Annotated in this window: 23 protein-coding genes and 2 pseudogenes; 1 reads left to right on the plus strand and 24 read right to left on the minus strand. The window is 48.8% G+C overall.

The genetic code is table 11. The features are described from left to right. Window positions 1–124: 124 nt before the first annotated feature. The 8 genes and pseudogenes from I8U17_RS05125 to I8U17_RS05165 all read right to left on the minus strand — a co-directional run. The gene (locus I8U17_RS05125; protein ID WP_198059121.1) at window positions 125–472 is read right to left on the minus strand and encodes an immunity 22 family protein; all 348 of its coding nucleotides are present in this window, start codon (window positions 470–472) and stop codon (window positions 125–127) included. 84 nt (window positions 473–556) lie between these two features. Next, a complete protein-coding gene (locus I8U17_RS05130; protein ID WP_198059122.1) occupies window positions 557–1,027 on the minus strand; it encodes a hypothetical protein in 471 nt (156 codons plus the stop codon). 121 nt (window positions 1,028–1,148) lie between these two features. Further along, window positions 1,149–1,986: pseudogene (locus tag I8U17_RS18295) on the minus strand (transposase); the annotation flags it as partial. A 117-nt stretch (window positions 1,987–2,103) separates the two neighbouring features. Next, entirely contained in the window at window positions 2,104–2,358 is a 255-nt protein-coding gene (locus tag I8U17_RS05150) for a DUF7660 family protein (RefSeq protein WP_181735452.1), read from the minus strand. Between the two features lie 12 nt (window positions 2,359–2,370). Further along, complete coding sequence (locus I8U17_RS05155) at window positions 2,371–2,919, minus strand: ParB/Srx family N-terminal domain-containing protein (protein WP_198059124.1); 549 nt, start codon at window positions 2,917–2,919, stop codon at window positions 2,371–2,373. Window positions 2,920–2,930: 11 nt separating this feature from the next. Then, window positions 2,931–3,815 carry a hypothetical protein gene (locus I8U17_RS05160; protein ID WP_152568471.1) on the minus strand — a complete coding sequence of 295 codons (885 nt, stop codon included), beginning with the start codon at window positions 3,813–3,815 and terminating at the stop codon, window positions 2,931–2,933. A 511-nt stretch (window positions 3,816–4,326) separates the two neighbouring features. After that, window positions 4,327–4,749 carry a magnesium chelatase subunit ChlI family protein gene (locus I8U17_RS18755; RefSeq protein ID WP_370589214.1) on the minus strand — a complete coding sequence of 141 codons (423 nt, stop codon included), beginning with the start codon at window positions 4,747–4,749 and terminating at the stop codon, window positions 4,327–4,329. Beyond that, a pseudogene (locus tag I8U17_RS05165) lies at window positions 4,723–5,818 on the minus strand (YifB family Mg chelatase-like AAA ATPase); the annotation flags it as partial. The gene I8U17_RS18755 and the pseudogene I8U17_RS05165, both read right to left, overlap by 27 nt. A 169-nt stretch (window positions 5,819–5,987) precedes the next feature. Between I8U17_RS05165 and ilvA the strand changes: the two are divergent. Beyond that, window positions 5,988–7,235: a threonine ammonia-lyase IlvA gene (gene ilvA, locus I8U17_RS05170; protein ID WP_033099747.1), complete on the plus strand. Its 1,248-nt coding sequence runs from the start codon at window positions 5,988–5,990 to the stop codon at window positions 7,233–7,235. Between the two features lie 161 nt (window positions 7,236–7,396). Here the strand turns inward: ilvA and I8U17_RS05175 are convergent, their stop codons facing one another. The 16 genes from I8U17_RS05175 to I8U17_RS05250 form a co-directional block, all read right to left on the minus strand. Further along, window positions 7,397–7,870, minus strand: a complete 474-nt coding sequence (locus tag I8U17_RS05175; RefSeq protein WP_052153967.1) for an Hsp20/alpha crystallin family protein — start codon at window positions 7,868–7,870, stop codon at window positions 7,397–7,399. Between the two features lie 252 nt (window positions 7,871–8,122). Beyond that, window positions 8,123–8,485 (minus strand): YraN family protein, encoded by a 363-nt coding sequence (locus I8U17_RS05180; RefSeq protein ID WP_033099748.1) that lies wholly within the window; start codon window positions 8,483–8,485, stop codon window positions 8,123–8,125. Next, the gene (locus I8U17_RS05185) at window positions 8,482–9,291 is read right to left on the minus strand and encodes a ribonuclease HII (RefSeq protein ID WP_198055697.1); all 810 of its coding nucleotides are present in this window, start codon (window positions 9,289–9,291) and stop codon (window positions 8,482–8,484) included. Before I8U17_RS05185 ends, I8U17_RS05180 begins: the two co-directional genes overlap by 4 nt. Beyond that, the gene (gene ylqF, locus I8U17_RS05190) at window positions 9,266–10,162 is read right to left on the minus strand and encodes a ribosome biogenesis GTPase YlqF (RefSeq protein ID WP_198059125.1); all 897 of its coding nucleotides are present in this window, start codon (window positions 10,160–10,162) and stop codon (window positions 9,266–9,268) included. Before ylqF ends, I8U17_RS05185 begins: the two co-directional genes overlap by 26 nt. Window positions 10,163–10,302: 140 nt before the next feature. After that, window positions 10,303–10,860 (minus strand): signal peptidase I, encoded by a 558-nt coding sequence (gene lepB, locus I8U17_RS05195; RefSeq protein WP_198055695.1) that lies wholly within the window; start codon window positions 10,858–10,860, stop codon window positions 10,303–10,305. Window positions 10,861–10,944: 84 nt separating this feature from the next. Then, window positions 10,945–11,289, minus strand: coding sequence for a 50S ribosomal protein L19 (rplS, locus tag I8U17_RS05200; protein ID WP_033099751.1), 345 nt, complete (start codon window positions 11,287–11,289; stop codon window positions 10,945–10,947). 107 nt (window positions 11,290–11,396) lie between these two features. Beyond that, entirely contained in the window at window positions 11,397–12,143 is a 747-nt protein-coding gene (gene trmD, locus I8U17_RS05205) for a tRNA (guanosine(37)-N1)-methyltransferase TrmD (protein WP_033099781.1), read from the minus strand. 10 nt (window positions 12,144–12,153) lie between these two features. After that, window positions 12,154–12,720 carry a ribosome maturation factor RimM gene (gene rimM / locus I8U17_RS05210; RefSeq protein WP_052153968.1) on the minus strand — a complete coding sequence of 189 codons (567 nt, stop codon included), beginning with the start codon at window positions 12,718–12,720 and terminating at the stop codon, window positions 12,154–12,156. Continuing rightward, window positions 12,702–12,929, minus strand: coding sequence for a KH domain-containing protein (locus I8U17_RS05215; RefSeq protein WP_033099752.1), 228 nt, complete (start codon window positions 12,927–12,929; stop codon window positions 12,702–12,704). Before I8U17_RS05215 ends, rimM begins: the two co-directional genes overlap by 19 nt. 33 nt (window positions 12,930–12,962) lie before the next feature. Beyond that, window positions 12,963–13,235 (minus strand): 30S ribosomal protein S16, encoded by a 273-nt coding sequence (gene rpsP, locus I8U17_RS05220; protein ID WP_033099753.1) that lies wholly within the window; start codon window positions 13,233–13,235, stop codon window positions 12,963–12,965. Window positions 13,236–13,264: 29 nt separating this feature from the next. Then, window positions 13,265–14,614: a signal recognition particle protein gene (ffh, locus tag I8U17_RS05225; RefSeq protein ID WP_198055693.1), complete on the minus strand. Its 1,350-nt coding sequence runs from the start codon at window positions 14,612–14,614 to the stop codon at window positions 13,265–13,267. Between the two features lie 24 nt (window positions 14,615–14,638). Next, entirely contained in the window at window positions 14,639–14,971 is a 333-nt protein-coding gene (gene ylxM / locus I8U17_RS05230) for a YlxM family DNA-binding protein (RefSeq protein ID WP_033099755.1), read from the minus strand. A gap of 177 nt (window positions 14,972–15,148) precedes the next feature. Continuing rightward, on the minus strand, window positions 15,149–16,141 hold the full coding sequence (gene ftsY / locus I8U17_RS05235) for a signal recognition particle-docking protein FtsY (RefSeq protein WP_033099756.1): 993 nt from the start codon (window positions 16,139–16,141) through the stop codon (window positions 15,149–15,151). Between the two features lie 10 nt (window positions 16,142–16,151). Next, the gene (gene smc, locus I8U17_RS05240) at window positions 16,152–19,742 is read right to left on the minus strand and encodes a chromosome segregation protein SMC (protein ID WP_198055692.1); all 3,591 of its coding nucleotides are present in this window, start codon (window positions 19,740–19,742) and stop codon (window positions 16,152–16,154) included. Window positions 19,743–19,934: 192 nt separating this feature from the next. Then, the gene (locus tag I8U17_RS05245; RefSeq protein WP_033099758.1) at window positions 19,935–20,273 is read right to left on the minus strand and encodes a tRNA-binding protein; all 339 of its coding nucleotides are present in this window, start codon (window positions 20,271–20,273) and stop codon (window positions 19,935–19,937) included. Between the two features lie 333 nt (window positions 20,274–20,606). Further along, on the minus strand, window positions 20,607–20,813 hold the full coding sequence (locus tag I8U17_RS05250; RefSeq protein WP_033099759.1) for a hypothetical protein: 207 nt from the start codon (window positions 20,811–20,813) through the stop codon (window positions 20,607–20,609). Window positions 20,814–21,008: the final 195 nt, after the last annotated feature.

Below are 21,008 nucleotides of genomic sequence, written 5' to 3' on the forward strand. Positions count from 1 at the left end.
TGGTATTGAGCCATTGTGAAACCCTCCTTGTTTGGGAATGTTTGCCAACTACTATTCTAACCGAGGAATTTCACCATGGCTCAATTATTTTTCGCAGCTGCCATTTTTACACAATTATACGGACTTAACTCTGCTTTGATCCTTTTACGTTTCCATCATAGTCAAAGTTATAAAGTAAAATAACTGAATTCGCTTCCTGGTCCAGATGCTCACCGCAAATCCCGATAAATTCAGGAATTATTTTTTCATCATATGAAAAGCTCTTAAGAATAACTCGCAAATCCCTCGATGGTTCATTGTGAAACTCTACTTCTCTAAAATCGTCATCGTAATATTCAATGTTAAAATCCTTCCCGAATTCCGAATTGACCAAATTCCCGTCTTCCGTATAACTTTGCATCACATAGTTTTCGAGTTCTTCAAACGAACTTAAGTTACCAATAAACAATGATACATATCCTTCCTTCTCCAAAGAATGTTCCTCCTTGGCTTTCCTGCTATTTGAAATAAATGCCAAAACAAAAAAAGGGCGATATGGGTCGCCCGGGGAATATAATTATTCAGAATCAGTGGTTTCCAGCAAAACCCGTTTGAAATCCTCATACATATCAAACGCTTCTTTCAATACTTCCCTTAAATCATCGTAATTGCGGAATCCGGCTGCTCTGAAACGTTCGTCTGTACCATCCAATAACTGCTTTAACCAGTTCCATGGATCACCAATCAGTAACTCTCCATTCTTCCAAACTGCCCAGATAAACTCCAAAAGTGCATATCTGAGAGAAATATTGAATTTAAATTGAAAAGGAGGGTATTCCTCTACAATTTGAAAGAAATTTTCCCTTTTGTCATATCGGGCCGGATAACCTAATTCAGTAAATATCCTCAAAGCTTTATCATTATCATAATCAAATTCTTCGTCAAAGTCATATTTCGCAGAAATGTTTTTGTACCTGTTAATAAAATCAATCTTCTCCAATGCTGCTCTGATCTCCGGTGGTAATTGCATTTCTGGTGAGACCTGCACGATTTATTCCTCCCTGAACCTTATTTCAATGCCATATTTACTTTTGGCCAAATCACAAGCAGTCTCTTGGCGGCTTTCCTTCTTTTGATTTACGCGCGAGATTTTTTTCATATGCCGACTAAGGAGTTTTATAACCAGCATCATCAGCAACAGCTGTTCGCTGAGTAACAGTTGTTTTGATCCGTTCATAAAGAGATGGAAAACCCCGGATATCATGGACATTACCTGCTCTACAATGGCTCCCGAGACAAAGCAATTCCGATCAAAGCCAGTATGAAAGGAATAAGTAAAAATTCGCTGTCGTTCATTTTTGACAAAATACCCGCTTTCCGGATCAGTTGTGCTTTCCTTAACCTCTTTAATTTCAATGTCCGTTTTGGGAGTCAATATCTTTTTTCCATAAGCCAATCAATTCTGGATGATTTCATCCTCAAGTTGCTCTTGGTAGGTTCGGGCCTGCGCTCGAACCAGCTTCTTAACATATTTCTTTTTATTTGCATTGGCTTTCACATGTATTGAATCAATAAAGATGACTTCTGGATTGACAAAACCATGATTCATAGCTTCTTGTAAAATGTGATTAAAAATCATTTCAAATAGATCCGTGTCTTGAAAGCGAACGGACTTAATTCTTTCCGAACTGAAAAATGGGGGATTTTTTCTGTGAGTCCATAACCAAGAAACCAACGATAAGCCACATTGGTTTCAATCTCCTTAATGGTTTGGCTCATGGATCGAATGCCAAATAAATATTGGATCAATGCCATTTTAATTAAGAAGACTGATCAACACTGGGTCTCCCATTGTCAAGGCAATAATAGTCTTCAACAAGGTCATAGATAAAGTCAAAATCAAGCTGTCTTCAATCTTTCGAACCTAATGGTCCGCAGGTACTAAAAATCATCTAATGTGATGATCTCAAGTTGGTTTCGACTGCCTTTTCCATGTTTAGATAACAAAAGGAATCCCCCATTTTATAATTTTCTACTAATATGATTCGAAAAAAAGCTTGTCGACCTGTCTGCGATAACAGACTTCGCCGACAAACTTCTGTATTTTAATCTACCAGGAAGTCATTACTCATAACGACTTCCTGCAAATAAAATTGTAGCAACAAAATTCCAATCAATACCCTCTGTGAAATCTTCGCTTGGGTCAGTAATTAGTCCATCCACATCTTCAACCCATGATGCGATCCCATTTAAATAATCTTCAAGGCTTGTATTTACCCAATCATTTGAGTTTTGTTTTAAATCTTTTACCAAAAGAGAAATAAACTTTATAAAATCATCCTTATTCTCAACCTTCTCTAACATATCCTGAATCCCCAATGTTAACTCCTCCTATTTAATAACTTGCGTCGAGCCATCTCCAATTTTTAGTACAACAGATTTACCGTCCACTTTTGTAGTGAATTTCCATGCATCTTTGTAAACCTCGTCTTTTGAAACCCACTGAACTGGAATCTCTTTAATACCTGCAAGTCTTGCTGCCGCTAGCCTTCTATGGTCTAGTGTCCATATGTTACCTTTTCCATCTTGCCAAACCCTTATAGGTGGAAGTTCAAATATCTTAGAAGGGTCTTGAGAGAATGTCTTGGCGTTATTCAGTACTGTATAATCACCGGTTTTATTACTAACAGTACTCTGCATAAATCTGATATCTCTTGGGTTAAGTATTGCTTTACTGTTTGCAACGTTCTCATTTACCCCACCAAACTCATCTTCAATTCTCTTAATTCCTTCTTTACGCGCTTTAGCAAAATCAAATTTAAATTTCGTAGGTTTACCCGTCCCCTTACCCTCGCCTTTAGAAGGAAACTTCTGCAACCACGCACCGAATTCAGTATCTCCAACGGTTATTTTACCAAAACCAATGGTTGGGATTTTCATTCCCGATGCGTCTATACGCCTACCTCAAGTTTCGGGATCGGAATTTCATTGATTTTGGAAAGGATCGGGCCTGTATGGTTAGAAATGGACCAGCCCGTAAGTGCAAAGAATCCACCAAAGACGGTCGCAACAAACGTATTTCGGAGATTCACCTTCCCGGTCTTAAACCAATCAAAAAGAGATTGACCTGCCCCGCCGCCTGCTGCTCCACCCAGAATTTTGGGAAAGGCTTCTCTTAACAAGGAAATCCTTGAACCAAGCCAGGAAACAAAGCCCGATCCGGCAACACTTGAGGATACCCAGGAGCCGATAGCTCCCCCAATGCCTCCGGACAAACCTCCAAAAAACATATCTGAGAGCATTTCTGTTCCAAAAAAATCATTTCCTGAAAGCCAGGAAAAAAGACCACTGATGACAATACCGGCCAGAATCCCTTCTCCCAGCGTTTCTCCTGAGATTACGAGCGCACCAAGCACGAATTCGCTACCAAAAACAATCAAGAGCACAGCCGCAATGGCCAACACGATGATCCCGACCGTTAATCCAATGGTGACGATATTATCCTTAATCCAATTCCATGCAGAAGACAACCCATCTACAACGACTTTTGTGATCTGGCCACAGACCTTACATATCCAGTCCCATGATTCGGAACAGAATTCTTTTGTTTTATTCCAGGCAATGGAGACGGTTTCCTTCGTCCAATTCCATGCTTTTGTAAACCAATTCCCGGATCCGTGCTCTTTTTCCTCTTGGGAAGTTGAAGTGTCGGGAGTCTCTTTCGTTGGTGGCGGCCCTTGCTTGACCTTGTCAAAATGATCATTTACGTGAGGAATGTTAAAACTGTTCCCATCGGCTAAAGCTGAGCCGCCCCCCCAAAATACCCACACAAACAAATGCTAATAGAAAAATAATAAATATTTTTTATTAAATAATTTTCTCAAGTCTATCCCCCCATTCGTTTTGTATTTTTGTATAGTAATTTTTTATGTCAATAGTTAAATAGTAGAAAACAGTTGTTCCTGCAGCACCATAATCATTGACAGTCGTCCAAAACGTAACCGACGATTGATTAGCCAGCATCAACATGGTTGTGCTTATCCATATTCATTGAAGCTTCAAGTTAATCGCAAACACTTTTGTGTTCCTGGCTTGTAGAGCTGAATCTCCATGATAATGAGGTGGCATCTGAGCCGGCTTGAATTGCTTGAAAACTTGCTTTTTTATGGAGGCGCTCTGATTAAAAAGCGGAGAGTGTGTCAAGATAGACTCACAACTCCGCTCTCCATCCCCCGCTCATCGAACTGAGGCACCTGAGGCTTGAGAAACTGTCATCATTCGTTGTTCATTTATAATACCAGGAAACAAGCTAAACCTCTTTTAGCCAATCTCTTTGTCTGAGACAAATCATTCCCAAAACTTCCGGTCCAGTGTCCGGTACTGAATCGCCTCGGCGATGTGTTCCATTTGAATCATTTCGTTACCGGCCAAGTCAGCAATGGTACGGGCCACCTTGAGGATGCGGTCATGGGCCCGGGCGCTTAAGCCAAGGGTGTCGAATGCTTGCTTCAGGATCTGACGGGAGGGAGCATCCAGCCGGCAATAGCGGCTTATATCGTCCGGGCTCATGCTGCTGTTGGAGATCCCTCCCCTCCCTTTGTACCGTTCCCGTTGAATCTCGCGCGCCTGGTTTACACGTTTGCGTATTTCTGCCGAGGATTCTCCTCTGACCGGGGATGACAACGTCTTATAATCCACTTTGGGCACTTCGATGTGAATGTCGATGCGGTCAAGCAGCGGACCGGAAATTTTGGAGCGGTACCGGCCCACCTGATGCGGTGTACAGGTGCAGGAGCGGTCTTCTTCATAACCAAAGTAACCGCAAGGACACGGATTCATCGAAGCCACCAGCATGAACTCCGCAGGAAATGTAAAGACAGCACGGGCCCGCCCAACGGTTACTTCGTGATCCTCCAGCGGTTGGCGCAGCACCTCCAGCGCAGACTTCGAAAACTCGGGCAACTCGTCCAGAAACAGCACACCGCGATGGGCAAGGCTGACTTCACCCGGTTTCGGAATTGCCCCACCCCCGACCAGCCCTGCCTGGGATATGGTGGCCCCGGTCAGCCGTAAGTCCGGCAATACTGCAAATTTTGGTGACTTCCAATGCCTCTTGCAAGCTCATATTGGGTAAAATGGAGGGAATTCTGCGTGCCAGCATCGTTTTTCCCGATCCCGGCGGTCCGATGAGCAAAAGATTATGACCGCCGGCCGCCGCCACTTCCATCGCCCGTTTCACATGGGCTTGTCCCTGCACATCGGCAAAATCATGCGGAAACGAACTTTCTTCCTGCTCCTTGGTTTGCGGTTGCCAATCCGGCTGCCACTCCCCGCGGAAAAATCGGATCGCCTGCTGCAACGATTCAACCGGCAGTACCCTCATTCCGTCGACCAAAGCCCCTTCCTCGCTGTTGGCCAGCGGCAACATCACTTGTTCGATTCCCGCTTCCTTCGCCGCCATCACCATCGGCAAAATTCCGTTGAGCGGCCTCAATGAACCGTCCAAGGCCAATTCACCGACGAGCAACATGCGATCCATGGAAACTTCCGGTTTTAACTGTTCACTGGCGATCAGCACACCAATGGCAATCGCCAGATCAAAACCTGAACCTTCTTTCTTTATATCTGCAGGAGCCAAATTCGTAGTAATCCGTTGCAACGGGAAGCTGACACCGCTGTTTTTTACGGCTGCCCGAACGCGGTCCCTCGCTTCCCTGACTGCCGAATCCGGCAATCCGACAATTTCAAAAGCCGGCAGACCGTTGCTTATGTCGACTTCCACTTCCACGATCAGTCCGTCAATGCCAAATACACTGGCACTTACCATTTTTGCGTACATCTTTATTCCCCCGGAAATATTTGGATACTTCCTTTTTTCGTGCTCTCTCGACAATCTCCTTCTGCTTTTCCGGGATTGTTCAGCACCATCTCCAAAGAAACCCTTGCAATCAGAATTTCCTGTGCTAAAATTATCTATCAATTAGAAAAATAGCAAAGGATGTAGTCATATGGGAAAAGTAAAAATTGAGGATATTATTATTGCCCATCAAACATTGAAAGAAGTGTTAAATAAAACACCTCTGGAGAAAAACACGTTACTCTCGGAGCAATATGGCTGCAATCTTTACCTGAAACGGGAAGATCAGCAAGTGATTCGCTCCTTTAAAATCCGCGGCGCTTATCATACGATTTGCCGCTTGTCCAGCGAGGAGCTGGGACGGGGCGTTGTCTGTGCCAGTGCAGGCAATCATGCACAAGGGGTGGCCTATTCCTGCCACATGCTGAAAATCAGGGGCAAAATATTTATGCCGACGACGACACCCAGACAGAAGATTTCCCAGGTTAAACATTACGGAGGTGAATATGTCGAGATCATTTTGACGGGAGACACCTTTGATGACTCTTTTAACCAGGCGGTCGCGTGCGCCACAGAGGAAAATATGGCCTTTATTCACCCGTTTGACGATTACCGGACGATTGTGGGGCAGGGCACGATCGGGATTGAAATTTTGAACGACATGAATCAGCCTCCCGATTATGTGTTTGTGGCGATAGGCGGTGGCGGACTTGCGGCGGGGGTCAGTTCCTACATAAAAAGCGTAAATCCGGATACAAAAGTGATCGGGGTCGAACCGGAAGGGGCCGCCGGAATGAAGCAATCCTTTGCAGCGGGCGAAGTGGTTCCGCTGGCACAGATCAACCCGTTCGTCGATGGGGCAGCCGTGCAAAAGGTCGGCAATTTAACTTTTAAAATTTGCCAGGAACATGTGGATGACATTGTCGCGGTCCCTGAAGGAAAGGTATGTAGCACCATCCTTCATCTTTACAACCGCCATGCGATTGTGGCAGAACCTGCGGGTGCATTATCCATTGCCGCACTCGATTTTTATAAAGATAAAATCCGGGGAAAAAACGTGGTCTGCATTGTCAGCGGTGGCAATAATGATATCGAACGCATGCAGGAGATCAAAGAACGCTCCTTGATCTATGAAGGGCTCAAGCATTATTTCATCATCAATTTTCCGCAGCGCGCCGGTGCATTACGCGAATTTTTAGATGATGTGCTGGGGGAGAACGATGATATTACCCGCTTTGAGTACACGAAGAAAAATAACAAAGATAACGGCCCGGCCCTGGTGGGAATCGAATTGAAACATCGGGAAGATTATGCCCCTTTGATTGAACGGATGAATAACAAGGGAATCTCCTATCTGGAGATCAATAAAGACGAACAATTGTTCCACCTGTTGATCTGAAAAAGAGCACCTCAAACGCAGAGGTGCTTCAGCTTGTTTCCTTCTTGCCGCTTGTTCCCGGCTCCTTCGTCGCAAAAATTCCGGCAGAAAAACACCCATCCTCTTCACCAGAGTACGGCGTTTCCGATTTCCGCCCGCTTTCCGAATTGGAAGTGCTTCTGTCATGAGCGCCGGTTGCGGTTGATTCTGATCTTCCTCGGCTCTTTTCCCGGAACTTTTGGAACCGTGATCAGCAAGACGCCGTTTTCATAATCGGCCGTGATGTGATCGAGATTGGCATCTTCCGGAAGTGTCACCGTCCGGTGGAAAGAACCGTATCTTCGTTCGGAGATGTACATTCGTTCGCCTTGTTTTCTCTCTTCCTGTGTACGTTCCCCTTTAATCGTCAGTTGACGTCCATGTACTTCAATCTCAACGTCCTTTTCCTCAATTCCGGGCATTTCCGCCTCAATTTGATATTGGTTCCCGTCATCTTTCATATTGATCGCCGGCATCATCGCCATGGGATGCGTCCAGGCAGGGTTCTCAAAAAAGCGTTCAAACGCCCGGTTTATTTCGGAATGGATCTGTGCCAACGGATAAGCGAACGGATCGGGGAAACCTCCACGGTCTCCGTAGCGCTCAAGTTTTCCCATCCTTTTTCCCTCCTTACATCCTTGATCTTCTCTACTATTCATAGTGTGCAATTTCTGTAAAAAAGTTATTCCCAAAAAAGGGATTAAACAAAAACAAACATCACCTTTCGGGGCGAGGGAAGAAAAACCAAATCAATTCAGGAGCGGAGACCAGCAGGAACCCGGGAGAGTCAGGTGAGCGCCGTCATGCTGCGGCAAAACACTTTCACAAAAAAAGACAACCTCTCCTGCCGGAAAAGAGGTTGTCTTCCTTCAAAAAGCTCCTTCAATATGATCGATTTGCAGCGGCAACAACTCCCGGTTCAACAGGACGGAGACGACGTCAAAACGCACCGGCATGTGCCCCAGCTGCTTCCGTTGAATGTACTGAATGGCCAAACGCCGCACTTTCTGTTGCTTGCGCACATCTACCGACTGAAAACCGTAACCGTATTTTCCGCCACAAGTCGTGCGAACTTCCACGATCACCAATTGTCCGTCCTTTTGCGTGATCAAATCCAATTCCCCAAGGCGGCTGGCCCAATTGCGCTCCACAATCTCATATCCTTTATCCCGCAACATGTCCGCAGCCAGCTTTTCCCCCATCCGCCCTACTTCCTTGCGCCGGTCTTTCATCTTTCCTCCCCGGCCATGGCCAGCGTCATCTCATTTTCCGTAAACCATTCACGAACCGGGGCAAAACTGCGGCGATGTAACGGAGTCGGTCCCCATTTCCTGAGTGCCTCCAGATGCTCCGGGGTTCCATACCCCATGTTTTGGTCAAAACCGTATTCCGGATATTTTCGGGCCGCTTCAATCATCCATTCATCCCTGGTCGTTTTGGCAATGACGGAGGCGGCGGCAATCGAATGGCTGAGAGCGTCTCCCTTGACAATTCTCTGCTGATTGATGGAAATGCTGGGAATGGTCACGGCATCGGCCAAAATTATTTCCGGCACCGGTTCCAATTGCCGAATCGCCGTCCGCATCGCTTCATATGTCGCCTGCAAAATATTATGCCGGTCTATGTACGCGACATCGACCAACCCGATGCCGATTGCAATCGCTTTCTGCTCGATCCGTTGTTTTAACACATTTCGTTCTTTTGCCGTCAGCTGTTTTGAATCATTTAAACCTTCCACGGGAAAATCGGCCGGCAAAATCACGGCAGCGGCAACAACCGGACCAGCCAACGGTCCCCTGCCCGCTTCATCCACCCCGGCAATCCATTTTATCCCCCGGGCGCGGCATTCGCGCTCATATTTCCACATCGCATCCAACCGTGCGCGTTCTTTTTCTCTTCGTTCTTGTTCTTTTATGTAGGAACGAGCGAGTTGACGCACACCCGCCCGTGAATCTTGCAACAGGGCTTCAAGCTCCGCTCCGGAAATCGTCTCTTGGGATTTCAGCCAAGCCTTAATCTCCGCTATCGTTCCCTTCATCCGTTTCCTCCTTTTTCTGCAGGTCTTCCGGCAACTCCAACGTAATCTGCCCAAGCCGTCCCGAACGCAGGTCATTCAGGAGAATCTCCGCTACTTTTTCATAGTCGATCTCTCCTCCGCGAATCAGACAACCCCGTTTCCTTCCGATCATCTCCATCAGTTGGACGCCATCCGCAGCGGAAACTTCGTTCAGGTTATAACGTTTGCGCAGTGCTTCCGGATAACGCTCTTTTAAAAAGCGGATGGTATAAAGTGCGACATCTTCCAGAGGCAAGATCTCCTCTTTGATCGCACCGCTGGCGGCCAGGCGGTAACCCACTTCGGGATCATCGAACTTGGGCCACAAAATCCCCGGGGTATCGAGTAATTCCAAGGTTTTTCCCACCCGAATCCATTGTTGCGCCTTGGTTACTCCGGGGCGGTCGCCCGTCACCGTCGCAGTTCGACTGGCCAGACGATTAATCAGCGAAGATTTGCCGACATTGGGAATCCCCACCACCATCGCACGAAATTTTCGCGACTGAATTCCTTTTTTCTCCCTCTGCGCAAACAGGGGCGCCAGCAGACGCTCACTGGCGGGAATGATTTGCTTCACCCCTTTTCCCGTCTGTGCGTCAATCGGCAAAACAGTCAAACCCCGCTCCCGAAAATAATCGATCCAGCGCCCGGTCGCCTTCTCATCCGCCAAATCGCTTTTTGTGAACAGAATTAGCCGCGGTTTTTGTTTGAGAATCTCATCCATCATCGGGTTTCGGCTCGAGAGAGGCAAGCGGCCGTCCAATAATTCGAAGACGATATCCACCAGCTTCAATTTTTCTTCCACTTGCCTGCGCGCTTTCGCCATATGCCCCGGAAACCATTGAATCGTCAACTGTCAGTCACCTTCTTCATTCTACAGACCCGATATTCCCGCTGCATGAACCAGGTTTTCGTAAAGGAGAAAAGAGCTTGATATCACAATCCGGAGCGGATGGTTTCAAGCTCTTTCTGCAGCAGTCTGTTATTTGATTTTTACCATAAAAACTGGATGTGATCAAATGGATAGTAAACAAACTCCGCCCGACCGACGATCTTCGAGATCGGAACAGGGCCGATATCCCTGCTGTCCTTGCTGTTGATGCGATTGTCTCCCATCACAAACACATCGCCGGGAGGCACTTTTACCTGATCAAAATCAAGTGTCCGGTTATCTTCGGATATGTAGGGTTCATTGATCATTTTGCCGTTAATGAAAATTTTATTGTTCTTTGCCTCGATTGTCTCTCCTGGCAGGGCGATCACGCGTTTGATAAAATCCTGCTGTTCCGGGGCGTGAAACACAACCACCTCACCCCGGTGCGGTTCACGAAAGTCGTAGATCAATTTATCCACCATCACCAAATCGCCCGTAAACAAGGTATCCTGCATGGAAGGGCCGGAAACATTAAACGGTTCAAACACAAACATGCGAATGAGAACGGCTAAAATCAGCGCCAGCAAAATTGCTTTTGCCCAATCCAATATTTTCTTTTTGCCGTTTTTCTGATCCGGTTGCAGGGACTGTTCTGAACGAGGGACAAATTCATCCATTTGCTTCCCTCCACTTGGCAGAAACATAGATAGATGCGAAGAAAGGGCTTGAACCCGTCCAAGCCCTTCAAACCCAATGGTATATTAGTGAATTTCCTTAATGCGCGCTGCTTTACCGCGAAGTTTACGCAGATAGTACAGTTTCGCACGGCGAACTTTACCGCGGCGGATCACTTCGATTTTTTCAATGCGCGGCGAATGCAACGGGAATGTACGTTCAACCCCTACACCATAGGAAATCTTGCGCACGGTAAACGTCTCGGAAATGCCCCCGCCACGACGTTGGATCACAACGCCTTCAAATACCTGAATACGTTCGCGTTGTCCCTCTTTTACTCTCACGTGCACACGAAGAGTGTCCCCGGCACGGAATTGGGGGATATCTTTTTTCAATTGTTCTTCCGTAATTTCACGAATGATCGGACGCATGCCTCACAAACCCCCTTTCTCATCAAGAATCTTCAACTCCGCATTTCTCCGCACTTCACGGGCGGATAGACGGAGAATATTGTAACACACGACCTGATTGAATACAATTACTGTTCATGGGAATACTTACGCTCCAATTCCCGCAAAAATGCGCGATCCTCTTCCGTCAGAGCCGCCGTTCTCAACAGATCCGGCCGCCGCTGCCATGTGCGAAGCAAGGATTGCTCACGCCGCCATTGTTCAATCCGGGCATGATGGCCGGATAACAGAACATCCGGTACTTTCATTCCCCGAAATTCAGGCGGGCGGGTATATTGCGGATATTCGAGCAAACCGCTGGAAAAGGAATCATCCACAGCCGAGGATTCATTGCCCAGCACACCGGAAATCAAGCGGCTGACGCTGTCCATGAGCACCATGGCCGGCAATTCGCCGCCAGTCAGAACATAATCGCCAATCGAGATCTCATCCGTCACCAGGTGTTGGCGGATCCGCTCATCATAACCTTCGTAATGGCCGCAGAGCAGAACGAGATGAGAATGGCGTGCCAGCTCCTCCGCCTTTGCCTGGGTGAAAGGCACACCCTGTGGCGACATCAGGATTACAGGTGGACGTTCATCAACTTGTGCGAGAATATCATCAACGGCAGCAAACAGCGGTTCCGGCTTCAACACCATCCCCCCGCCGCCTCCGTAAGGGGTATCATCAACCGTGCGGTGTTTATCGGTTGCATATTCCCGGAAGTTGATGAGATTGGTTGCGATCAATCCTTTTTCATGTGCTCGTTTGATGATGCTCGATTGCAAGAAGCCGGTAAACATCTCCGGAAAAAGGGTGAGCACGTCAAAACGGATCTTTGCCACATTAATCCAATCCTTCCATCCACTGAATAGTAATCTGTTGCCGCTGGAGGTCTACATCCTTCACGATCGGCTCAATATAGGGGAGCAAAATCTCCTTATCCTGATCATCAGAACGAACAACCCACACATCGTTGGCCGGCAGAGGCAAAATTTCTTTAACCTTGCCGATCTTCCTGCCTTCCGTGGTGATTACCTCACATCCGATGATCTGGTGAAAGTAGAACTCGCCTTCCTCTTCGTTGAGCGGAGCCAAGTCCTCTTTTGGAACGACCAGCCGGCTGTTTTTGTAAACTTCAGCCTCGTTAATGCTGTTCCACTCCTGAAACTTCACCAGCAGTGCGGATTTATGCGGACGGCTTTTTTCCACAGTCAGCGGCAAAGGCTCATTAAGATCAGACCGGAGGAGCAACAGCCGATTCCCTGGAGCAAAACGCAGCTCGGGAAAGTCGGTATCGCACAGAACGCGAACTTCACCGCGAATACCGTGGGTTCCGACGATACGGCCCACATTCAAGTACCCGGAGCCGAAATCCCCGCCTTTTCTGTGATTCAAACGATTTTCACCCATACGCGTTGCTTCTCCTTCCATGCTGTTGCCCTTACAACCGTGCGAATCGCTCTGATCACCCGGCCTTGTCGCCCGATCACTTTACCCAAATCCTCTTTCGCCACCGACAGCTCGTAAACGATGCCGTCTTCGGTTGTTCGTTCACTGACGTTTACTTGCTTCGGATGATCCACCAGCGCCGTCACCATGTATTCAATCAGTTCTTTCATCGCTTATAATCCTCCAGGGTATGCCCAGAAGTCTTATTTTTGATGTTTTTGCTCATGCACTTTTTGCAAAATGCCTTCCTGGCGGAACAAGCTGCGTACCGTATCGGAAGGTTGTGCACCGTTAGCGAGCCATTTCAGGGCTTTTTCCTCGTCAATTTTCACCGTGGCCGGTTGAGTTGTCGGATTGTAGTATCCGATCTCATCAATGGAACGGCCATCGCGCGGTGCACGAGAGTCAGCCACAACGACGCGGTAAAACGGGGCTTTTTTTGCTCCCATGCGTCTTAAACGGATTTTCACTGCCATCTTTTTTCACCTCCTGCACAAGGTTTCATCTATTGCATAAACGGAAAACGGAAGCCTCGTTTTTTCCTTTTTCCGCCTTTGCTCATCTGCGAAAATTGTTTCATCATTTTTTTCATGTCATTAAATTGCTTCAACAGGCGGTTGACATCCTGAACCGTCGTGCCGCTGCCGTTGGCAATCCGTTTTCGCCGGCTGGCATTGATGATTTCAGGATTCTCTTTTTCCTGCGGGGTCATCGAGCGGATAATCGCTTCGACCCTGGAAAGCTGCTTCTCATCGACTTGCAGGTTTTTCAACCCTTTGATCTGGCCGGCTCCCGGCAGCATGGCAAGCATGTCTTCCAGCGGGCCCATCTTGCGAACCTGCTGCAGCTGATCCAAAAAATCGTCAAACGTAAATGAGAGCGTGCGCATCTTTCGTTCAAGCTCTTTTGCTTTCTCAGCATCAACTGCTGCCTGCGCTTTTTCAATCAGGGTGAGCACGTCGCCCATGCCCAGGATGCGGGAAGCCATGCGATCCGGATAAAAAGGTTCAAGGGCATCGGTTTTTTCGCCCAAGCCGACAAATTTGATCGGGCACTGGGTAACCGCTTTGACGGAAAGGGCTGCACCCCCGCGAGTATCACCGTCCAACTTAGTCAAAACCACCCCGGTGAGCCCCAGTTCGCTGTGGAACGTTTCTGCCACATTGACGGCATCCTGACCGGTCATCGCATCGACGACCAGCAAAATCTCATCGGGCTCCACCTGCTCACGAATCCGCTTCAACTCGTCCATCATTTCCTGATCGACGTGAAGGCGGCCCGCAGTGTCGATGATTACGTAATCCAAATTTTCTTCTTTCGCCTTGGCGACACCGCGCTGTGCGATGACAACGGGATCCTCTTTATCCCCAAGGGAAAAAACGGGTGTATTTAAATCCGCGCCCAAAATTTCCAACTGCCTGATCGCCGCAGGGCGGTAGACGTCTGCAGCCACCAGGAGAGCGCGGCGGTTTTGCTTTTGCAGATAACGTACCAATTTGCCAGAAGTGGTCGTTTTACCGGCACCTTGGAGACCGACCATCATGATCTTCGTCGGCGGCTTTGCGGATTGAACCAGTTTGCTTTGTTCCCCGCCCATCAGCGCAGTCAACTCTTCATTGACCACCTTGATGACTTGCTGTCCGGGGGTTAAGCTTTTCAGCACTTCCTGTCCGATCGCCCGTTCTTTGACGCGGTCGATGAAACTTTTGACAACTTTAAAGTTGACATCTGCTTCCAACAGCGCCAGACGGACTTCCCGCATCGCTTCTTTCAAATCCGCTTCCGTCACTTTTCCTTTGCCGCGCAACTTGCGCATGACCGATTGCAGTCTCTCTGACAATCCTTCAAATGCCATGGGTGCCCCCTCCTCACATGGCCCTTAATCAAGATCGACCATTTTCTTAATGAGCGGTTCAATTCGCGAACGCGCTTCTGGCTCATCATCCAGGCGCCGCAAAATTTCCTCTGCAATCTGTTGTCGCTCTGTGTGCTTGTGCAAAAGCCCCAGCTTGTTTTCCAAATCCAACATGGTCGCTTGCGCCCGCTTGATCGCCTCAAATACCGCTTGCCGGGAAACACCTTGATGTTCGGCTATTTCTCCGAGTGACCAATCCAACGCATAATACATCTCAAGCAGGGCCCGTTGCTTTTCGGTCAACAGCGAACCATAAAAGTCGTACAACAGATTCATTTCCGTTGTCTGGTCTAGCACGGGAGACACCTCCGCGCACCGTCAAGGCGCTAACCTTTACAGGTGTATACTATACCCCAGGAAAATAATCATGTCAAGGCTTTTTCCTTGATCAATACCCAAAAGGAAGCGGGGGAATGAAAAACCCCCTCTCCCCTCATGCCCGATCGCTCATCCATGCCTGTTGCAAAAAGCCGATTACTCCGCCTGCATCTCTTCTTCCATCGCTTCTTTGAACAAGGCGTGCAAAAACTGATCGGCATCAAAGTCCTGAAGGTCATCCGCTTTTTCACCGAGTCCGACCAGTTTGACCGGCAGGTTTAACTCGTGATTGATGGCGATCACAATTCCGCCTTTGGCCGTTCCGTCCAATTTTGTCAAGACGATGCCCGATACATTGACAGCTTCGCCAAATTGCTTCGCCTGGATCAGGGCATTTTGTCCCGTGGTGGCATCAAGCACCAGAAGCACTTCATGCGGGCCGTCAGGCACTTCCCGTTTCACGACGCGGTATACTTTTTTCAGTTCTTCCATCAGGTTCACCTTGTTTTGCAGGCGGCCTGCCGTATCACAGAGCAGAATATCCGCCTTGCGCGCGCGGGCGGCCTGAATGCCGTCGTAGATCACTGCCGCGGGATCAGCACCTGCCTGATGCTTGATCACATCAACTCCCACACGTTCTCCCCAGGTTTCCAGCTGTTCAATCGCCCCGGCGCGGAACGTGTCCCCGGCCGCCAGCACCACTTTTTTGCCTTCGCTTTTAAAGCGGTGGGCCAGTTTGCCGATCGTGGTCGTTTTTCCGACCCCGTTCACTCCCACAAACAAAATAACGGTTAATCCATCTTCATTCAGGTTTAACTTGCTCTCCCTCTGTTTATCCGACAGCATTTCACTGATCAGTTCCATCAGGAGCGGCTGCAATTCCGAAGGCTCTTTGATTTTTCTCTCCTTCACTTCCGAACGGAGACGCTCCGTCAATTCCATTGTCGTTGTCACCCCGACATCTGCACCGATCAAAATCTCTTCCAGTTCCTCATAGAGATCCTCGTCGATCTTGCTGCGACCGGCGAACAGGTCGGATATGGCCCCGACAAACTGCGTACTCGTCTTCTTCAGTCCGGTCATAAATTTTTGTGTGACCGAATCGGTTTTTTTGGAAACACTCTCTTTTAATTTCCTGAAAAAACTCATCTTGTTCCTCCTAGCTCTGGCTACTGGCAACTTCCATACTTCCATCATACTCTTCCAGCTTCACTGATACCAGTTTGGACACACCCGATTCCTGCATGGTAATTCCATACAGCACATCCGCTCCTTCCATGGTGTGCTTGCGGTGGGTGATGATGATAAACTGCGTTTTGCCAGAAAACTCTTTCATGTAATGGGTATAGCGGGTCAGATTGGCTTCATCGAGCGCTGCGTCCACTTCATCCAAAACGCAGAACGGCACCGGTTTGATGCGAAGAACGGCAAAAAGAAGCGCCAGCGCGGCCAACGCTCTTTCCCCGCCCGACAGGAGATTGAGGTTTTGCAGTTTTTTTCCGGGCGGTTGGGCGACGATGTCAATTCCCGTTTCCAGCAGATTGTCCGGTTCGCTCAGTTGCAAATCAGCGCGTCCGCCGCCGAACATCTTCACAAATACATCTTGAAATTCGGTGCGGATCATTTCAAAACTCTCGAGAAAACGCCGCCCCATCTCCTCCGTCAACTGGCGGATGATTTCATAGAGTTTCTCCTTGGCTTCGAGGAGATCCGCTTCCTGGGTCTTCAGGAAATCGAGTCGTTCCATCAGACGGTTGTGCTCTTCAATCGCTCCCAGGTTTACATCCCCCAACGATGTGATCTGCGATTTGAGAGAGCGAACCCTCCGCTCCGCTTTGGCAGGTTCGGCAGGGACCTCATATTCTTGTTTGGCCCGTTCGTAACTGATCTCATATTCTTCGGCCAACTTTTGCAAAAGATGATTTAACTCCACATCAAGGCGGTTCACGCGCACTTCCTGCTCATGGAGCCGGTTCTCCTGCTTGCGGTAGGATTGGCTCAAGGTGCGCACCTCTTTTTCTTGCTGTTCGCGACGCTGCAAGGTTTCTTCGCGCAACTGTCTCGTTTCGGCCAGCTGGGACTGAATCTTTTCCTTCTGCTGCCGAAGGTCGTTGATCCTCTGCTCCAGTTGGCCCATTTCCTGCTGATTGAATTCCTGCTGAGAGCCCAAAGACTCCCACTCTTTTTTGGCGATGCCCAGCTGCTTGGACGAACGCTTGTAGTCTTCAGCCAGCCGGCGCCCGATTTCCTCCAGGTTGGCCAGTTCCTGCCTTAGCTGCGCCACAGTGACACGAAGTTCGGTCATCCGCTCTCCGGCTTCTTCTTTATCACTGGCCGCTTGTTTGGCCAGATCTTCCGCTTCGCGGATCATTTGCTCCAAGCGGGTTTGTTCCCTGCGTAGTTGCTCGATCTCCTGCTCCAGTCTTTGAAAATGGCGGGTGAGTTGCTCATTTTTCGCCAACGCCTGTTTCCGCTCGGCGGCGATACTTTTCAGTTGCTCTTCCACCGCCCGTTTTTGCACGGCGAGTTCACGCTCCCGTCCATGCAGTTCCTGTTCCTTGACGCGTCTCTCCTCCCCGCGCAGGCGAACCCGTTCCCAATCCTGTTCCAGCTTCTGCTTCCGTTCTCTCAAGGCAGCAAATTGCTGTTGGATTTTTTCACTAACCCGTTCCGCCTCTTTTATCTGTTTCTCCAATTCCTCCAACTGACGGGAACGCCCGAGCAGATTGCTTTTGCTTTGTTGCCTGCTCCCCCCCGTCATTGAACCGCCCGGGTTTACCACATCACCGTCCAACGTGACAATGCGATAGCGGTAAGAAAGCGTCCGCGCCATCTGGTTTGCCTGCTCCAGCGTTTTCGTGACGACGACCAGCCCAAGCAAATTTTGCATCAAGGCGCGATAACGCTCATCCGTCCGGATCAGGTCGGCCGCGATTCCGACAAACCCGGGGACTGACCGGCACCGCTCCAATTCGGCCGCGGAGAGCGAGCGAGCTCTCATGACATCGAGCGGTAAAAAAGTGGCCCGCCCCAGCCGCTTTTCTTTTAAGTAAACTATCCCGCTGCGCGCTGTCGCCTCATCATCCACGACGATATGTTGCAACGCTCCGCCCAACGCTGTTTCCATCGCTGCTTCCATCTCTGCCGGAACCTGGATCAGCTCGGCCACGGCGCCGTGAACTCCTTTAAGGGCCGGAATTCCGCGGTCCCGGGCGCGCAAAACCTCTTTAACCCCCTGCATAAAGCCCTGATGTTCCGCCTCCATCTCTTTCATCCACTCCCATTTGGAACGGAGGCGGTTTAATTGTTGCTCCGCTTGGCGGCTTTGCAGGGTGAGAGCCTTCTCTTCCTGCTCCATCTCGGTGCGCTCCCCGGCCAACGTGCGCACTTCCTGTGCCGCCTGCTTCAGATCCTCTTCCACTTCTTTGAGCTGAACGGACAATTTTTCAGCCTGTTTGTCTTGCTCCTGCCTCTCCTGCACGTACTGCTTCTCCTGCGCCTCCAAGGCGTTAATCCGTTCACTCAGTTCTTCCCGCTGCTCGGATACATATTGTTTTTCACTGGTTAGGGCCGCCAGTTTCTGCCCTTGCAGGTTGTGCTTTTCGGTCAGTTCCAACAGCCTCTTGGCCACATCATCGCTGGAGAGGGAAAGTTGCTGTTTTAAAACGGCCAGCTGGTCTTCCGCATGCCGGAGCGCTTCTTTCTTTTCCTTCAGCCGCTCCTTGACCTTGTTTTCTTCCTCGCGCAGCCGGGTGCATTCGCTTTCCAAAACCCGAATCTGCTCCTGAAGGTGTTGCTGCGTTTCGGTTCGGTTACGGACGCGCTCCATGCGCACTTCTTTCTGGCCTTCCGCTTTCTCCAGTTCTTCGCTGACGGAAAGCAGTTGCGTCTGGACTTCCTCCCATCGCTGTTCCTGCTCCTGCAATTTTCCCTTTAATTCCTCGAGCGCAGCTTCTTTGGTGCTCACTTCCGCGGCCAGCGAAACCTGGTTCTCTTTCAGCTGTTTAACCTCCTGTGCCGCTTGCTGCCACTCGTTATGAATCGCCTCAATTTTATGTACGTATAACCCGATTTCCACATTTTGCAATTCTGTTTTTAATTCTTTAAACCGCTGGGCTTTCTCCGCCTGTTCCGCAAGCGGTTCCACCTGCGTCTCCAGCTCATGGATCAGGTCGTGAATGCGGGCCAGATTTTGCTCCGTGTTATCCAGCTTCTTTTCCGCTTCTTTCTTGCGCGTTTTATATTTGCTGATCCCTGCCGCTTCCTCAAAGATAATGCGGCGGTCTTCCGACTTGGAACTGAGGATCTCATCGATTTTTCCCTGCCCGATCATCGAGTAGGCATCCTTGCCAATTCCCGTATCGAGAAACAGTTCGTGAATATCCTTCAGCCGGCAGCTCTGCCGGTTCAGCAAATATTCGCTCTCACCCGAACGATAAACCCGCCGTGTCACCGTTACTTCCGCATAGTCCAGCGGCAGGCGCCGGTCACTGTTGTCAAAGGTGATGGATACTTCACAATAGCCGACGGGCTTTCGGGTATCGCTCCCGGCAAAAATCACATCCTCCATCTTGTTTCCCCGCAGCGATTTGGCGCTTTGTTCCCCCAGAACCCAGCGAATTCCGTCCGTCACATTGCTCTTCCCGCTGCCATTTGGCCCCACGACCGCGGTGATGCCGGGAACAAATTCCAACTCCGTGCGATCGGCAAACGATTTAAAACCGCTCATCTCCAATCGTTTCAGATACATGAACCACCCTCCTCTCACTTAATCGAGACCTTTTGCTGATTTTTCCATTTCTGCTTCAGCAACAGCCTGTACAAAATCCGGGGAATTGATTTATTTTAGCATAAAAAGAGAAAATCGTTTTTCTATAAAAAAGGAAGCCAGTTCTCGTTGAAAGAAGGCTCCCTTACCGTTTTTGAAATCAATTGGTACGGCTTAGTAAACCCGTGTTCCAAGCGGAGCCTGATGATCCGCCCGGAGCAAGGTAACGCCGCCTTCGGTTGAATCAACCCCCAAAACCAAGACTTCCGACATAAAGTCAGCCACCTGTTTGGGCGGAAAATTAACGACCGCGACAACCCGTTTGCCCACCAATTCTTCAATTGAATACAAATGGGTGATTTGTGCACTCGATTTTTTGGTTCCAATTTCTTCTCCAAAGTCGATCCACAACTTATAGGCGGGTTTGCGCGCTTTGGGAAACGGTTCGGCGCGCACCACCTCCCCGATCCGCATTTCCACTTTTAAAAAATCATCATACGAACAAAATTTCATCCATCCTTCTCTCCCTTCCCAAGCTCAAACCCTTCTTATTCATTCACCCCTGGAGGCTTAATACCTTTCTTTCAGCAATAAACGAACAGTCACCATATTTTCCCGCGACAGCAACAAACGCGGGGAAACAGGCAGGAACTTCTTCGGGAGATTACATTGAAACGCACTCGGATAAAGCAGGCAGTCCATCGACACTGGAACGACAGCATTTTCCCACAGCACGCCTCCGGGCGCAAAGGGGCTGTTTCAAATCATCTCCTGAATGATTCGTTCTCCGCCGCTCCGTGATCGCCTTCATACCACGGATTCCTCCGTATGATCATTGCGGTGCCGTCAAGTTTCATCGCTTCCCTGTTCCTTCTTTTGTCCCCGCTCTTTCCATTCGACAAGCCGGCTCAAAGACTGGCTGATTCTCTCAAGCGATTTCATGATGCGCCATAAAATGACCAGGGCAAGGACTCCGCCGGCAACCGGCAGAATGATCGCAAGCAGCGAAAATAACTGAAACAAATAGGGAGCGATATAACTAAAAAATCGCAAAATTCCCTTCAGCCCCTTTTTGTAGTTTTCATTTTATTTTAAAATAACATATCCCAAAAGAAACAAAAACATTTTGCTGTCCATGCAACGAATTTGTTTCAAAGTGCGTCTGTATACGTGGAAGGGTTTGCCGGACACTTCATGTTCCAATCCGAAAAACAAAAATCACCCCTTAAAAGAAACGGTAACCAGTCT

It is taken from the genome of Thermoactinomyces sp. CICC 10521, assembly GCF_016055135.1.
Taxonomy (GTDB): domain Bacteria; phylum Bacillota; class Bacilli; order Thermoactinomycetales; family Thermoactinomycetaceae; genus Thermoactinomyces_A; species Thermoactinomyces_A daqus.